This is a genomic window from Streptomyces sp. NPDC059649 (genome assembly GCF_042734445.1).
In the GTDB taxonomy this organism is placed as follows: Bacteria; Actinomycetota; Actinomycetes; order Streptomycetales; family Streptomycetaceae; genus Streptomyces.
In genome coordinates, this window is sequence record NZ_JBHWDV010000038.1 from 62,350 (window position 1) to 77,858 (window position 15,509).

14 protein-coding genes and 1 pseudogene are annotated in these 15,509 nt (G+C 71.9%); 10 read left to right on the forward strand and 5 right to left on the reverse strand.

Annotated features, from left to right (window positions below):
- Positions 1 to 6: 6 nt before the first annotated feature.
- Positions 7 to 894: a polyphosphate--glucose phosphotransferase gene (ppgK, locus tag ACFV1J_RS30080; protein WP_385863288.1), complete on the reverse strand. Its 888-nt coding sequence runs from the start codon at positions 892 to 894 to the stop codon at positions 7 to 9.
- 100 nt (positions 895 to 994) lie between these two features.
- Positions 995 to 2,005 (reverse strand): 4-hydroxy-3-methylbut-2-enyl diphosphate reductase, encoded by a 1,011-nt coding sequence (locus tag ACFV1J_RS30085; protein ID WP_385863290.1) that lies wholly within the window; start codon positions 2,003 to 2,005, stop codon positions 995 to 997.
- A 76-nt stretch (positions 2,006 to 2,081) separates the two neighbouring features.
- On the opposite strand from ACFV1J_RS30085, the gene ACFV1J_RS30090 reads away from it, so the two are divergent.
- The 4 genes from ACFV1J_RS30090 (at position 2,082) to ACFV1J_RS30105 (ending at position 6,145) form a co-directional block, all read left to right on the forward strand.
- Positions 2,082 to 3,506, forward strand: coding sequence for an APC family permease (locus ACFV1J_RS30090; RefSeq protein ID WP_385863293.1), 1,425 nt, complete (start codon positions 2,082 to 2,084; stop codon positions 3,504 to 3,506).
- A gap of 120 nt (positions 3,507 to 3,626) precedes the next feature.
- On the forward strand, positions 3,627 to 4,862 hold the full coding sequence (gene xseA / locus ACFV1J_RS30095; protein ID WP_385863295.1) for an exodeoxyribonuclease VII large subunit: 1,236 nt from the start codon (positions 3,627 to 3,629) through the stop codon (positions 4,860 to 4,862).
- Between the two features lie 193 nt (positions 4,863 to 5,055).
- Positions 5,056 to 5,259, forward strand: a complete 204-nt coding sequence (locus tag ACFV1J_RS30100) for an exodeoxyribonuclease VII small subunit (RefSeq protein ID WP_030412200.1) — start codon at positions 5,056 to 5,058, stop codon at positions 5,257 to 5,259.
- A 292-nt stretch (positions 5,260 to 5,551) separates the two neighbouring features.
- A complete protein-coding gene (locus ACFV1J_RS30105) occupies positions 5,552 to 6,145 on the forward strand; it encodes a malonic semialdehyde reductase (RefSeq protein WP_385863296.1) in 594 nt (197 codons plus the stop codon).
- Between the two features lie 117 nt (positions 6,146 to 6,262).
- On the opposite strand, the gene ACFV1J_RS30110 is transcribed toward ACFV1J_RS30105, so the two are convergent.
- Positions 6,263 to 6,793, reverse strand: a complete 531-nt coding sequence (locus ACFV1J_RS30110) for a DUF4245 domain-containing protein (protein ID WP_385863317.1) — start codon at positions 6,791 to 6,793, stop codon at positions 6,263 to 6,265.
- 236 nt (positions 6,794 to 7,029) lie between these two features.
- Between ACFV1J_RS30110 and glpX the strand changes: the two genes are divergently transcribed.
- Positions 7,030 to 8,061 (forward strand): class II fructose-bisphosphatase, encoded by a 1,032-nt coding sequence (glpX, locus tag ACFV1J_RS30115; RefSeq protein ID WP_385863297.1) that lies wholly within the window; start codon positions 7,030 to 7,032, stop codon positions 8,059 to 8,061.
- Between the two features lie 87 nt (positions 8,062 to 8,148).
- Here glpX and ACFV1J_RS30120 read toward each other — a convergent pair whose 3' ends face one another.
- Complete coding sequence (locus tag ACFV1J_RS30120; RefSeq protein ID WP_261955911.1) at positions 8,149 to 8,508, reverse strand: WhiB family transcriptional regulator; 360 nt, start codon at positions 8,506 to 8,508, stop codon at positions 8,149 to 8,151.
- 204 nt (positions 8,509 to 8,712) lie between these two features.
- Positions 8,713 to 9,582: a DUF1707 domain-containing protein gene (locus ACFV1J_RS30125; protein ID WP_385863300.1), complete on the reverse strand. Its 870-nt coding sequence runs from the start codon at positions 9,580 to 9,582 to the stop codon at positions 8,713 to 8,715.
- Between the two features lie 224 nt (positions 9,583 to 9,806).
- On the opposite strand from ACFV1J_RS30125, the gene ACFV1J_RS30130 reads away from it, so the two are divergent.
- The 5 genes and pseudogenes from ACFV1J_RS30130 to ACFV1J_RS30150 all read left to right on the forward strand — a co-directional run.
- Positions 9,807 to 11,477, forward strand: a complete 1,671-nt coding sequence (locus ACFV1J_RS30130) for a fumarate hydratase (protein WP_385863304.1) — start codon at positions 9,807 to 9,809, stop codon at positions 11,475 to 11,477.
- 171 nt (positions 11,478 to 11,648) lie between these two features.
- On the forward strand, positions 11,649 to 13,061 hold the full coding sequence (locus ACFV1J_RS30135) for a class II fumarate hydratase (protein ID WP_385863306.1): 1,413 nt from the start codon (positions 11,649 to 11,651) through the stop codon (positions 13,059 to 13,061).
- A 133-nt stretch (positions 13,062 to 13,194) separates the two neighbouring features.
- The gene (locus ACFV1J_RS30140) at positions 13,195 to 13,935 is read left to right on the forward strand and encodes a DUF402 domain-containing protein (RefSeq protein WP_385863307.1); all 741 of its coding nucleotides are present in this window, start codon (positions 13,195 to 13,197) and stop codon (positions 13,933 to 13,935) included.
- A 221-nt stretch (positions 13,936 to 14,156) separates the two neighbouring features.
- Entirely contained in the window at positions 14,157 to 14,840 is a 684-nt protein-coding gene (locus ACFV1J_RS30145) for a class I SAM-dependent methyltransferase (protein ID WP_385863309.1), read from the forward strand.
- Positions 14,841 to 14,930: 90 nt separating this feature from the next.
- Positions 14,931 to 15,509 (forward strand): annotated as a pseudogene (locus ACFV1J_RS30150) (serine/threonine protein phosphatase); the annotation flags it as partial.

Below are 15,509 nucleotides of genomic sequence, written 5' to 3' on the forward strand. Positions count from 1 at the left end.
CCGCGGTCATCGCGCGGCGTCGGGCCAGCCGACCGGTGACTCGACCGCGGAGCGGGGAGTCCGGGCCGGTGGACCGGGCGGCGGCGCGGAAGGCCGGCCGGGACCGGCCGGGGACACGGCCCCGGCAGGTGGCGCGCCAACCCGAGCGGCGTACGCGGCCATCGCAGCCCCCACGATCCCCGCGTTGTTCTGAAGCTGAGCCGGCACGATCTCGGCCTTGATGCCCTCGATCAGGGGCAGGAACTTCTCGGCCTTGCGGCTCACCCCGCCGCCGATCACGAACAGCTCGGGCGAGAACAGCATCTCCACATGGGCGAGGTACTTCTGGACCCGGTGCGCCCAGCGCTGCCAGCTGAGGCCCTCGTCCTCCTTGACCTTGGTGGAGGCGCGTTTCTCGGCGTCGTGGCCGTGCAGTTCGAGGTGGCCGAGCTCCGTATTGGCGACGAGCCGGCCGTCGGTGAAGAGGGCGCTGCCGATGCCGGTGCCGAGGGTGAGGACGAGGACGGTGCCGGTCCGGCCGCGGCCGGCGCCGTAGCGCATCTCGGCCAGGCCGGCCGCGTCCGCGTCGTTGAGGAGGGTGACCGGGCAGCCGCCGGCCTCGCCGCCGAGCCGTTCGGTGAGCAGGGCGGCGGCGTCGGTGCCGATCCATCGTTTGTCGACATTGGCGGCGGTGCGGGTGATGCCGCCGGTGACCACCCCGGGGAAGGTCGCGCCGACCGGGCCGGTCCATCCGAAGTGCGCGACCACCTCGCGGACGCAGTCGGCGACGCCGTCCGGGGTGGCCGGATGCGGGGTCAGGACCTTGTGGCGCTCGGCGGTGAGTTCGCCGCGTTCGAGATCCACCGGGGCGCCCTTGATGCCCGATCCGCCGATGTCCACACCGAAGACCCTCATGGGGAAAAGGCTAGGCGCGGACGGGCCGGGCCGCCCAGGGAACGCGGATCCGGCGGCAGTCTCGTCCGCCGGGCCCGCGCTCGTCGTCGGCCCGGGGGGGTCAGGCGTCGGTGTCCTCGGCCGCCGTCCTGGCCTCGGCGCGCAGATCGCGGCGGAGCTCCTTGGGCAGCGAGAAGGTGATGGACTCCTCGGCCGCCTTGACGAGCTCGACGTCGCCGTAGCCGCGCTCGGCGAGCCAGTCCAGGACCTGCTCGACCAGGACCTCGGGGACGGAGGCGCCGGAGGTGACGCCGACCGTGGTGACGCCCTCCAGCCAGGCCTCGTCGATCTCGCTGGCGAAGTCCACGAGGTAGGCCTCGCGGGAGCCGGCGAGCTTGGCGACCTCGACCAGCCGCTTGGAGTTGGAGGAGTTGCGGGAGCCGACCACGATGACCAGCTCGGCCTCGGCACCCATCTGCTTCACGGCGAGCTGGCGGTTCTGGGTGGCGTAGCAGATGTCGTCGCTGGGCGGGGAGACGAGCCCGGGGAACTTCGTCTTCAGGGCGTCGACGGTCTCCATGGTCTCGTCGACGGAGAGGGTCGTCTGGGACAGCCAGACCACCTTCGACTCGTCGCGGACCTCGACCTTGTCGACGTCCCCGGGGCCGTCGACGAGCTGGATGTGGTCGGGGGCCTCACCGGAGGTGCCGATGACCTCCTCGTGGCCCTCGTGGCCGATCAGGAGGATGTCGTAGTCCTCCTGGGCGTAGCGGACGGCTTCCTTGTGGACCTTGGTCACCAGGGGGCAGGTCGCGTCGATGGTGGCGAGGCGGCCCTGCTTGGCCTCCTCGTGGACGACGGGGGCGACGCCGTGCGCGGAGAACATCACGATGTTGCCCGGCGGGACCTCCTCCGTGCGCTCGACGAAGATCGCGCCCTTCTTCTCCAGGGTCTTCACGACGTACTTGTTGTGCACGATCTCGTGGCGTACGTAGACGGGCGCGCCGTACTGCTCCAGCGCTTTCTCGACGGCGATCACGGCGCGGTCCACGCCCGCGCAGTAGCCACGGGGGGCGGCGAGCAGGACCTTGCGGCCGGCGGACTGGCCGGGAAGTGCAGACATGCGTCCCATCGTAAGGGCCTTGCCCGGCGCCCGGAGATCGGCCGTTGACCCAGACTGGGAGGCCGGAACGACCGAGGAGGCACGGATGGAGTCGGCGGGGCGGGCCGGGGCGGCCGCGGGCGCGGGGCCGGGGGCGCTGCGGCGGACTCTGACGTTCCGGGACCTGGTGGTCTACGGGCTGCTGTTCATCGCCCCGATGGCGCCGGTGGGGATCTTCGGCACCCTGCAGGCGAAGTCGCACGGCGCGATCACCGTGGTCTACGGCGTGGCGACGGTCGCGATGGCGTGCACGGCGTACGCGTACGCCCAGATGGTGCGGGTCGCGCCGGGGGCCGGGTCGGTCTACACCTACGCCCGGGTGGGGCTGGGTGACGGCGCGGGGTTCGTCGCCGGGTGGATGGCGATGCTGGACTATCTGCTGATCCCGGCGGTGGCGTATCTGTTCTCCGGGATCGCGCTGCACGCCCTGGTGCCGGCGGTGCACCAGTGGGTGTGGACGGCGCTGGCCGTGGTGGTGACGACGCTGCTGAACCTGTGGGGCGTGCGGACCGCGGCGGTGGTCGGCTTCGTGGTGCTGGCCATGGAGCTCGCGGTGCTGCTGGTCTTCGTCGGCGCGGCGCTGTACGTGCTGGTCTCGGCGGGGGCGGAGCGGGGCTGGAGCGAGCCGTTCACCGGTGAGGGCGGGTTCGCCCCGCTCGCGGTGCTCTCGGCGGTGTCGGTCGCGGTGCTGTCCTTCCTGGGCTTCGACGCGGTCGCGTCGTTCGCGGAGGAGTCGGCGGGCGGAGCGTCGCGGGTGGCGCGGGCGGTGCTGAGCTGTCTGGTGGTGGCGGGGGTGCTGTTCGCCGTGCAGACGTATCTCGCGGCGCTGCTCGCCCCGATGTCCGCGGCCGAACTGGCGGCCGAACCGGGTGAGCAGGGCGGCGCCTTCTACGCGACGGCGGATGCGGCCGTCGGGCCGTGGCTGGGGAAGCTGGTGGCGGCCGGCAAGGCGCTCGGGGCGGCGTTCGCGGCGCTGGCGGGGCAGGCGGCGGCCGGGCGGCTGCTGTTCGCGATGGCCCGGGACCGGCGGCTGCCGGGGGCGATGGCCGGGGTGGACGCCCGCCGCGGGGTGCCGCGCCGGGCGCTGCTGGCCGCGGCCGTGGTGACGCTGGTGGCGGCGGTGTGGGCGGCGCGCCGGGACGACGGGCTGGACCAGCTGTCGTCGATCGTGAACGTGGGGGCGCTGACCGCCTTCGGGCTGCTGCACGCCTCGGTGATCGGCTGGTTCCGCTTCCGGGCGCGGGAGCGGGCCGGGGTGCCGGGCGTGCTGCGGCATGTGGTGGTGCCGTTGCTGGGGCTCGCGGTGGTGGCCGCGGTGCTGGTGGCGGCGGCGCCGACGGCGCAGGTCGTGGGCGGCTGCTGGCTGCTGGTGGGGCTGGTCGCGCTGGCGGTGCGCCACGGACGGCGGTCGCGGGCCGGTGGGGCGGTGACCGAGCACGAGGCCGGAACCGAGGGCACCGCGGGGGACTGAGGCGGGCGGGAACCCGGGGCACGGCGGAGGGCTGAGGCGGGGCGGGAACCCCGGGCGTGGCGGGAGGGGCCGAGGGCGAGGCGGCCGGCGCTGTCGGTGGCCGCCGCTACGCTCGCTCGTATGGCTGTCTCCACGTCCCCCGAAACGCCGATCCCGGTCGGCGAGGTGTCCCGGCTCATCGGCGGCTGGATCGACCGGCTCGGCGCGGTCTGGGTCGAGGGGCAGATCACCCAGCTCTCCCGCCGCCCCGGCGCCGGGGTGGTCTTCCTGACGCTGCGCGATCCGTCCCACGACATCTCGCTGAGCGTGACGTGCTACCGCCAGGTCTTCGACAAGGTCGCGGACGTGATCAGCGAGGGCGCCCGGGTGGTGGTGCACGCCAAACCGGAGTGGTACGCCCCGCGCGGTCAACTGTCGCTGCGGGCCGCGGAGATCCGGCCGGTCGGGGTCGGTGAGCTGCTCGCGCGGCTGGAGCAGCTGAAGAAGTCGCTGGCGGCGGAGGGGCTGTTCGCGGCCGACCGCAAGAAGCCGCTGCCGTTCCTGCCGCAGCTGATCGGGCTGGTCTGCGGGCGGGCCAGCGCCGCGGAGCGGGACGTGCTGGAGAACGCCCGGCACCGCTGGCCGGCCGTCCGCTTCGAGGTGCGCAACGTACCCGTGCAGGGCGTGCATGCCGTACCGCAGGTGATCGCGGCGGTGCAGGAGCTGGACGCGCTGCCCGAGGTGGACGTGATCATCGTGGCCCGCGGCGGCGGCAGCGTGGAGGACCTGCTGCCGTTCTCCGACGAGCAGTTGGTGCGGGCGGTGAGCGCGGCGGCGACGCCGGTCGTCTCGGCGATCGGGCATGAGCCGGACACCCCGCTGCTGGACCTGGTGGCCGATCTGCGCGCCTCGACGCCGACGGACGCGGCGAAGAAGGTGGTGCCGGACGTGGGCGAGGAGCTGGCCCGGGTGCAGCAGCTGCGGGACCGGGCGCTGCGCGCGGTCGAGGGCTTCCTGCAGCGGGAGGAGCGGGGGCTGGCGGCGGCGCTGCGGCGGCCGTGCATAGAGCGTCCGCAGCGGATGGTGGAGGAGCGCGAGGAGCAGGTCACGGCCCTGATGGAGCGCGGCCGGCGGACGCTGGGGCATCTGCTGGACCGGGCCGACTCGGAGCTGACGCACACCCTCGCGCGGGTGGTCGCGCTCTCCCCCAGGGCGACGCTGGAGCGCGGCTACGCGGTGCTCCAGAAGGCGGACGGGGCGGCGGTGCGCTCCCCCGCGGAGGTCGAGACCGGCGAGGAGCTGCGGGCCCGGGTGTCCGCGGGCGAGTTCCGGGTACGGGTCGGCGGCGTCCAGGGCGCTGTCGGTGGCCCCGAATAGGGTGGGAGACATGGCGAAGGCGAAGGCGCAGGCGAAGACGGAGCGGGAGACGGACGGCGTGGCGGAGACGGAGCAGGGCCCGGCGGCCGGCGCGGACACCGGCGCGCGGGCCGCGGAGAGCGCGGAGCCCGCCGCGGAGCCGGGTCCGGACGCCGCCGGAGCGGAGCCGGGCGCGCCCGGGGCGGCGGATGCGCTGCCCCCGGTGGACTCCACGCTCGGCTACGAACAGGCGCGGGACGAGCTGATCGAGGTCGTCCGCAGCCTGGAGGCGGGCGGTACGACCCTGGAGGAGTCGCTGGCGCTGTGGGAGCGCGGCGAGGCGCTGGCGAAGGTGTGCCGCCGCTGGCTGGACGGGGCAAGGGCCCGGCTGGACGCGGCGCTGGCGGAGGAGCGGTAGGCGCGGCGGGCCCAGCAGGCCGGGCGCGAGCCACGAGCAGCGAACACGAGCACCGAGCCGCCCGCAGATCGGGCGTCACGGCAGCACACCCACTTCCCACTCCACGTGAATCATGTGAAACGGCTCACAACGCCCTCGATTTAGTTGAACATTAATCTATTCGCTTTACAGTGGAGAGCACGGAGAACCGTGCAGTATGTGGACCGCGGTATCCGCATCGTGGTACTCGCCGCACCCGCGGCGGCTGCCGCAGACCCGTTTGAACACCGAGCTGACCACCGAGGTGCCCTTTATGTCTCTCGCCCTTGACCCCGCCGCCCAGGACCTCCTGTTCCGTGAGGCCCAGACGGCCAACACGTTCACGGACGAGCCGGTGACGGACGAGCAGGTCCAGGCGATCTACGACCTGGTGAAGTTCGGCCCGACCGCCTTCAACCAGTCGCCGCTGCGGATAACCCTGGTCCGCTCCCCCGAGGCCCGGCAGCGCCTGGTCAACCACGCCATGGGCGCCAACGGCCCGAAGACCCTGACCGCGCCGCTGACCGCGATCCTCTCGGTGGACCTGGACTTCCACGAGAAGCTGCCGGAGCTCTTCCCGCACGCCCCCGGCATCAAGGACACCTTCTTCGCCGAGGCCGCCGTCCGCGAGGTCGCCGGTACCCAGAACGCCACCCTGCAGGCCGGCTACTTCATCGTCGGAATCCGCGCCGCCGGCCTGGCCGCCGGCCCGATGACCGGCTTCGACTTCACCGGCATCGACAAGGAGTTCTTCGGCGACGGCAAGCAGAAGTCGTTCCTGGTCATCAACCTCGGCAAGCCGGGCCCGGACGCCTTCTTCCCGCGCTCGCCGCGCCTGGACTTCGACGAGGCCGTCAGCACCGTCTGACACTCGCGGACAACACACGAAGGGGCCGCCGCACCCAGCCCGGGTGCGGCGGCCCCTTCGCATGTCGCGGCCGCGTCGCGGCGGCCCGTGGCGGTTCGCTCCGTCGGTCCGTCAGCCCTACTTCGCCACCAGCGCGGCCGCCAGGTCCGCCAGCCGTCCGTACGGCGCGGTGCCGGTGACGACCGTGGTCACGCCCTTCTCCTCGCGGACCAGCGCCCGGTACTTGTCGCCCTCGTAGCGCTCCCACTTCTTGCTGCCGACGGCCTGCTTGCCCGCGGTCTTGGTGGCGCCGAGCGTGACCTCCTGGATGAACTTCCGCGCCGGCGCGTCACTCTGCTCGACCGCCGCGTACTGCTCCTCCGGGTCGAGCAGGCCCAGGTGCCAGGCGCCGCCCTTGCCGTCGTCGCTCGCCTTGTAGGAGACGGAGGTGGCGCGCCAGGTCTTGGGGAGCCCCTGGGGTGCGGCGACCGGATAGGGCGCCGCCCGCCGGGCGGTGATCAGCTCGACGCGGTAGTCGACGGCCTTCACCGCGCTCTTCGCCGCGTCCGCGCTCTCGTCGTGCGGGATGAAGATGTAGATCGCCCCGACCAGGACGCCGATCACTGCCAGCGACAGGACCATGTCCCGCACCGTTTGCCTGCCTCGCATACCTGCCACGCCCCTATGGTCCCCCATCCCGGCGCCGCCCCTGACAGGCCCCCCGGTGACGCCCGTCACCTGCGCAAACGCCGCGCCGAAGTTCGCCCGGTCGGCCGCTCATGCGAAGGGCCCCCTGCTCATTTTCGTGACGTGCGGATACTGTGAACCTCTGGGGGAGACCCCCGCGCCCCCGCACAGCCACCCTCACTCCTCCACGGCCGTCGCCGTACAGAAAGGTGCGCTCGATGACCGAGCATCATCTCCCGTCCCAACTTGAGGTCAGCCCCGAGGCCCCCGACCGCAACCTCGCCCTGGAGCTCGTCCGGGTCACCGAGGCCGGTGCCATGGCGTCGGGCCGCTGGGTGGGGCGAGGTGACAAGAACGGCGCGGACGGCGCGGCGGTCAAGGCCATGCGCGCCCTGATCCACACGGTGTCCATGAACGGGGTCGTCGTCATCGGGGAAGGCGAGAAGGACCACGCCCCGATGCTCTACAACGGCGAACGCGTCGGGGACGGGACCGGCCCGGAGTGCGACGTGGCCGTGGACCCGGTGGACGGTACGACGCTGACGGCCAAGGGCATGGCCAACGCGGTCTCCGTGATGGCGGTCGCCGAGCGCGGGTCGATGTTCGACCCCTCCGCGGTCTTCTACATGGACAAGCTCGCCACCGGCCCGGAGGCGGCGGACTTCGTCGACATCACCGCCCCGGTGGCCGTGAACATCAAGCGGATCGCCAAGGCGAAGAAGTCCGCGGTCGAGGACGTCACCGTGGTGATCCTGGACCGGCCGCGTCACGAGGGCCTGGTCAAGGAGGTCCGGGAGGCGGGCGCCCGGATCAAGTTCATCGCCGACGGCGACGTCGCGGGCGCGATCATGGCGGCGCGTGAGGGCACCGGCGTCGACCTGCTGCTGGGCATCGGCGGTACGCCCGAGGGCATCATCACGGCCTGTGCCATGAAGTGTCTGGGCGGCACGCTGCAGGCCAAGCTGTGGCCCAAGGACGACGAGGAGCGGCAGCGCGCCCTGGACGCCGGCCACGACCTGGACAAGGTCCTGGAGATCGACGACCTGGTCAGCGGCGACAACGTCTTCTTCGTCGCCACCGGCATCACCGACGGCGAGCTGCTGCGCGGCGTGCGCTACCGCGCCGAGACCGCCTACACCCAGTCCCTGGTGATGCGGTCCAAGTCCGGCACGATCCGGCAGATCGACTCCCAGCACCGGCTGTCGAAGCTGCGCGCGTACAGCTCGGTGGACTTCGAGCGCCCGAGCTGACGGCTCCCACAGCGACGGCCGCGGACGCACTTCGCCCCCGCCGGAGAGGCTCCGGCGGGGGCGAAGTGGCCCATACGCGCGGTCGGTTCAGCCGGCCGCGGGCATATGGGCCGCACGCTGCAGTTCGGACTCCCGGCGCCGGCGCCGGGTCAGCACGACCCTGCGCTCGGCCGCGGTGAGCCCGCCCCAGACGCCGTACGGCTCCGGCTGGAGCAGCGCGTGCTCCCGGCACTCGACCATCACCGGACAGCGGGCACAGACCCGCTTCGCGGCTTCTTCCCTGGCCAGCCGCGCGGCGGTCGGCTCCTTGGACGGGGCGAAGAACAGCCCGGCCTCGTCCCGGCGGCACACCGCCTCGGAATGCCAGGGACCGGCCTCATCGCGCGCAGGCACTCGCGGGGACGGAACGACAGCGGCATCCTGCAGGGGCTGATGCGGTAGCAGCACGGTCTACTCCTGACGACGGCTTCGGCGAGAGAAATCACCCTTGCCCGTCTCGCTGCGCACGGCCTTTTTCCGCACCCCGCAGCCGTACGAGAGACGATGCACCAGCCCTACCCGCTGTGCGCACGCTTATGCACACCGTGGCGATCGTGCGGTAACGAGATCACGCGACAAGGCGAAAAGTCGCACCGCACCCGCGGAGGCGCGTCACCGGCGGTCGTCGAAGCGCCTGCGGAAGCGGTCCCGGCGCTCCCGCTTCTCCAGGCGCAGCCGCTCGTGCCGCTCGCGGTGTTCCAGGTGTATCCGCTCGTGCCGCTCGCGGTGCTCGTCGCGCAGTTGCCGGCGCAGTTCGCGGTGGTTGTCGCGCAGCCGGTCGCGCAGGTCGCCGATCAGCGCCCCGCGCTTGGGCCGGGCCTCCACGCTGCCCAGTACGGCGAAGCCGTTGACCTGGATCTGCGGGGCGTTGCCGTCCGCCGCCTCGTGGGTGTCGATCTCGAAGGCGCCCAGGATGCCGGAGCCGCTGCTGCGCAGCGTGACGTTCTCCGGCACCCGGATCTCCACGCTCCCGAAGAGGGAGGTCACATTGATCTGGACCTGCTGCTGCGGGAAGACCGCCTCGGTCAGGTCGATCTCGACGGAACCGAAGATCGCGACGGCGTTGATCCGCGCCGGGACGTGCCAACGCCCCTTGCGGCTCGCGGCGCTGAAGATCGCGACGAGGTTCTGGTCCGGGAGCGGTGCCCCGGTGCCGTACTCGGTCGCCGCCGCGCCCGGCGCCGGCTCCGCCCCGCCGCCGGCCACCGGCAGGTCGCGGACGACCGGATCCAACTCGCCCAGGGTCTTGGCGCGGTAGACCGTGTCGATCCGCTCGGCGTGCTCCTCGGGATCGAGGCGGCCCTCGGCCAGCGCCTCCCGGAGTATCCCGGCGATCCGGTCGCGGTCCGCGTCGGACGCCCGGATGTCGGCCTCGGCCACGGGCGCGCCCGCGGGCCTGGTCGCAGGTTCGGTCGCGGCCTTGGTCAGGTCCACCGTCTGCGGCGTCTCGGGACCCAGTCGTCCCCCGTTGTCTGCATCCACGGCCACAGCGTACCGAAACGCGATAGATCGCGACCAGGGATCGCGTCGACGGACCGCACATCCGCCCGAACCGGAGCCCCACCGAAGCCCGGCCCCGGTCCGAACCGGAGCCACCCGCCGACTGAGCCCTACCTCACAGCCGCACCGGTGTGCCGGGGTTCTACGCTGTTGGGGCGCTGCCGTAGAAGCCAGCCAGAACCCTCCGAGTAAGGATTGACCCCGAGATGCCGGAATTCGCCTACACCGACCTGCTCCCGACCGGCGAAGACACCACCCCCTACCGCCTCGTCACCTCGGAAGGTGTCAGCACCGTCGAGGCCGACGGCCGGACGTTCCTCAAGGTCGAGCCGGAGGCGCTGCGCAAGCTGGCGGAAGCGGCGATCCACGACATCCAGCACTACCTGCGCCCCGAGCACCTCGGACAGCTCCGGAAGATCATCGACGACCCCGAGGCCTCGGCCAACGACAAGTTCGTCGCCCTCGACCTGCTGAAGAACGCCAACATCGCGGCCGCCGGCGTGCTGCCCATGTGCCAGGACACCGGCACCGCGATCGTGATGGGCAAGCGCGGCCAGCACGTCCTCACCGAGGGCGGCGACGCCGAAGCGCTCTCCCGCGGCATCTACGACGCGTACACCCGGCTGAACCTGCGCTACTCGCAGATGGCCCCGCTGACCATGTGGGAGGAGAAGAACACCGGCTCCAACCTCCCGGCGCAGATCGAGCTGTACGCGACCGACGGCGACGCCTACAAGTTCCTCTTCATGGCCAAGGGCGGCGGCAGCGCCAACAAGTCGTTCCTCTACCAGGAGACCAAGGCGGTCCTCAACGAGGCCTCCATGATGAAGTTCCTGGAGCAGAAGATCCGCTCGCTCGGTACGGCCGCCTGCCCGCCGTACCACCTCGCGATCGTCGTCGGCGGCACCTCGGCCGAGTACGCCCTGAAGACGGCCAAGTACGCCTCCGCGCACTACCTGGACGAGCTGCCCACCGAGGGCTCCCCCACCGGTCACGGCTTCCGCGACAAGGAGCTGGAGGAGAAGGTCTTCGAGCTGACGCAGAAGATCGGCATCGGCGCGCAGTTCGGCGGCAAGTACTTCTGCCATGACGTCCGCGTGGTCCGCCTGCCCCGCCACGGCGCGTCCTGCCCGGTGGCCATCGCCGTCTCCTGCTCCGCCGACCGTCAGGCCGTCGCCAAGATCACCGCCGAGGGCGTCTTCCTGGAGCAGCTGGAGACCGACCCGGCCCGCTTCCTGCCGGACACCACCGACGCCGAGCTCACCAAGGGCGCGGGCCCCGACCTCGACGCGGTCGCCATCGACCTCAACCGCCCGATGGACGAGGTCCTCGCCGAGCTGACCAAGCACCCGGTCAAGACCCGCCTCTCGCTCACCGGCACGCTGGTCGTGGCCCGCGACATCGCGCACGCCAAGATCAAGGAGCGGCTGGACGCCGGCGAGGAGATGCCGGAGTACCTCAAGAACCACCCGGTCTACTACGCGGGCCCGGCCAAGACCCCCGAGGGCTACGCCTCCGGCTCGTTCGGCCCGACGACCGCGGGCCGGATGGACGCCTACGTCGAGCAGTTCCAGGCCGCCGGCGGCTCCAAGATCATGCTGGCCAAGGGCAACCGCTCCCAGCAGGTCACCGACGCCTGCGCCGCCCACGGCGGTTTCTACCTCGGCTCCATCGGCGGCCCGGCCGCCCGCCTGGCCCAGGACTGCATCAAGAAGGTCGAGGTCCTCGAATACGAGGAACTCGGCATGGAGGCCGTCTGGAAGATCGAGGTCGAGGACTTCCCCGCCTTCATCGTCGTCGACGACAAGGGCAACGACTTCTTCCAGGACCCGGCCCCGGCCCCGACCTTCACCAGCATTCCGGTGCGCTCGTCCTGATGCGGCGGCTGCCCGACGGCAGCCGAGGACCGCGACCGGTGCGCCGGGGGGCCTGACCCGTCCGGCCCTCCCCCGGCCTGCCGCACACCACCGCCCCGCCGAGCGAACCGCCGGCGGGGCGGAGTGCGTCGGGCCGGGAACAGATCCCCTCCGCCGGGCACTGTCATAGGTATGAGTGAGACGAGTGCAGTGGGTGACGGTGGCGGGTTCCGGGTGGAGCGTGACTCGATGGGGGAGGTCAGGGTGCCCGCGGGCGCCAAGTGGCGGGCGCAGACGCAGCGGGCGGTGGAGAACTTCCCGGTTTCCGGGCAGCGGCTGGAGCGGGCGCACATCGAGGCGCTGGCGCGGATCAAGGGGGCGGCCGCCAAGGTGAACGCCGAGCTGGGTGTGGTGGAGAAGGACGTCGCGGAGGCCGTGCAGGAGGCGGCCGCGGCGGTCGCCGGGGGCGAGTGGGATGCGCATTTCCCGGTCGACGTGTTCCAGACCGGCTCCGGGACGTCGTCGAACATGAACACCAACGAGGTCATCGCCACCCTCGCGAGCGAACGGCTGGGGCGGGACGTCCATCCGAACGACCACGTCAATGCGAGCCAGTCGTCGAACGACGTGTTTCCGTCGTCGATCCACATCGCCGCCACGTCGGCGGTGCTGAACGACCTGATTCCGGCGCTGGAGCATCTGGCGGCGGCGTTCGAGCGCAAGGCGGAGGAATTCGCGGACGTCGTGAAGTCGGGGCGGACGCATTTGATGGATGCCACGCCGGTGACGCTGGGACAGGAATTCGGGGGATATGCCGCCCAGGTGCGGTACGGCGTGGAGCGGCTGCGGAGTGCGGTGCCGCGGCTGGCGGAACTCCCGCTGGGCGGTACGGCCGTCGGGACGGGCATCAATACGCCGCCCGGATTCTCCGCCGCGGTGATCGCGGAAGTGGCCCGGGCGACCGGGCTGCCGCTGACCGAGGCGCGCAATCATTTCGAGGCACAGGGCGCGCGGGACGGCCTCGTCGAGACCAGCGGGCAGCTGCGCACCATCGCCGTCGGGCTGACGAAGATCGCCAATGACCTGCGGTGGATGGCGTCCGGGCCGCGCACCGGGCTCGCCGAGATCAACCTGCCGGATCTGCAGCCCGGTTCGTCGATCATGCCGGGGAAGGTCAATCCGGTGATTCCGGAGGCGGTGCTGATGGTCGCCGCTCAGGTCACCGGGAATGACGCGACGGTGGCCGCGGCCGGCGCGGCCGGCAATTTCGAGCTCAATGTGATGCTCCCGGTGATCGCGCGGAACGTCCTCGAATCGATCCGGCTGCTGGGCAATGTGGCGCGGCTGCTGGCGGACCGTACGGTCGACGGCATCACGGCCAATGCGGAACGGGCCCGGGAATACGCCGAATCGTCGCCGTCCGTCGTCACTCCGCTGAACAGGTACCTCGGCTACGAAGAGGCGGCGAAGGTGGCGAAGAAATCGCTCGCCGAGCGGAAGACGATCCGTCAGGTGGTCCTGGACGAGGGGTATGTGGAGCGCGGGCTGCTCACCGAGGAGCAACTGGACGAGGCGCTGGACGTGCTGCGCATGACCCGCCCGTGACCACGCCCCCTCACCATGAACCCGTGAGCATGACCCGCCCGTAACGTCGCAAGCAAGGTACGTTACCGCGCCCGTAACGCCCGCTGCGTCTCGTGTCACGGCGGGCGTCACACGGCACCTCTAAAATCTGCCCATGACAGCGGACATGGTGGACACGACGGAAGGCGAGGCGGCCGGCGGGCGCGGGACGTCCGGGGTGCGGCAGGACACGGCTGGCGGCGCGGCGGCCCGCTGGGCGCCGGGCGACCACATCCTGTGGCGCTACCGCGACAACGCCGATCCGGCGCGCTTCCACATCTGCCGGCCGATGACCGTCGTCCAGGACACCGAGGAGCTGCTGGCGGTGTGGATGGCGCCGGGGACCGCATGCATCAAGCCGGTGCTGGCAGACGGCACGCCGGTGCACCGCGAGCCGCTCGCCACCCGCTACACCACACCGCGCCGGACCGCCCACGACCACTGGTTCGGCACCGGCGTGCTCAAGCTCGCCCGGCCCGGCGACCCCTGGTCGGTGTGGCTGTTCTGGGAGCACGGCTGGCAGTTCAAGAACTGGTACGTCAACCTGGAGCAACCGCGCCGTCGTTGGTCAGGGGGAATTGACTCCGAGGACCATTTCCTCGACATCTGTGTCTATCCGGACCGGCACTGGGAATGGCGGGACGAGGACGAATTCGCACAGGCCCAGCGGGACGGGCTGATGACGGCCGCGCGGGCCGCGGAGGTCCGGTCCGCCGGGCGGGCCGCGATCGCACAGATCTCGGCCTGGCGCGGACCGTACTCGGACGGCTGGGAGGACTGGCGGCCCGATCCGGCCTGGGAGATTCCCCGGCTCCCGGAGGACTGGGACCGCGCACCGGATAGTTTGCAGTCGTGAGGGAGCGAAGTGAAACGGGGTACCCGGAGGGGGAATGAAGGGGTGGACCGTGGAAAGGTGCGCCTTTGGGCAAAGCTGTTCCTCGCGGGGCGAGGAGCCGGTCCGAGCCCCCTTGCTGCGCCCTGGGTCTTCAAACGTAGGATCGTCCTCCGCAAGACTGCACAGGCGCAACTCCAGAACGGGAAAACGAACTTGACCGCGGTCGCAGGAGGGGCGAGGTCGTGAGCGCGATGAGCTACGACGAGTACGAGGGCCTGAACCGGTTAGCGCTGGACCGGGCCGGGCAGGCCGATGCGTTCGACGCTATCGGCGACCGCTACAACGACGCCTTTCCGCACAAGGAGGCCCAGCTGTCCTCGGGCGCCTGGCTGGCCGGTGCCCTGCCCGCGGGTGCCCGCGTCCTGGACGTCGGGTCCGGTACGGGCCTGCCGACCGCCCGTCAACTCTCCGAGGCCGGGCACCGCGTGGTCGGTATCGATCTCTCCCCCTCCATGGTCAAGCTGGCCCGGGACAACGCCCCGGGCGCCGAATTCCACCGGCTGGACATCGCCGATCTGCGGGGCGGCCGGCTCGGCGGTCCCGGCTCCTTCGACGGTGTGGCCGCTTATTTCTCGCTGTTGATGCTGCCCCGTGCGGAAATCCCTTACGCACTGGGCCTGCTGCATGATCTGCTACGACCCGGAGGGCTGATGGCCCTGTCGATGGTCGAGGCGGACGTGGACGACTTTCCGATCCCGTTCCTGGGCAACACGATCCGGGTATCGGGTTACCTGCGGGACGACCTGCGCCGGGTCGTGCACGACGCGGGCTTCGACGTCGTCGGGGAGGACGCCTACGCATACGCCCCGGCGAGCACGGACGTACCACCCGAGATCCAGCTCTTTCTGCACCTGCGACGCGCCTGAAACGCAGCGCGTCGGGCGCGTCCCGTACGGGCTGCGCGCCCGGAACGCGGCGCGTCGGACGCGCAGCCCCGGACGGATGGAATCCCACGCGTGACGGAGCATCCCACCTCCCACGAATCGCGGCGGTCGGCCCCGACCGCCGCGCCCTCGGCGTCCCCTGCACGGGGGCCGGGCCGGACGCCGCCGCTGGGCGCCGTGCCGGACCCGCGCGGCGCCCTGCAGCAGCCCGCCGTGGCCGGCTTCGTCCCGGCGGGGCCGCCGGCCGGGCCGGCCGACGGCGAACCGCCGGCGGACCACGCTGCGGCCCGGGACGACGCGGCGATTCCGTACGGGGAGGCGTACGGGGACACCTTCGGCGGCGCGGGCGCGTACCGTGGCGTGGGCATTTTCGGCGGCGCGAACGCCTTTGGCGGCGCGGAGACTTACGGCGGCGACCCTTGTGGCGCCGACTCATACGGGGAGGTGGCCATGCCGGCGAGCGGGCGGCCGGGCGGCGCACCGGACGGGGAACGCGAGGCGGCCCCGGCGCGGCGTCGGGCGGCGCAGGGCGCGGTGGGCCGCGCGGGCACACCGGAGCCGGGTGAGGAGCCGCACCGCGGGGAGCGTCCGCGGCCCGGCGGCGAGGGCATCGGGCGGCCGCGGGACGGCGGTGCCGGGCGGTCCCGGCCG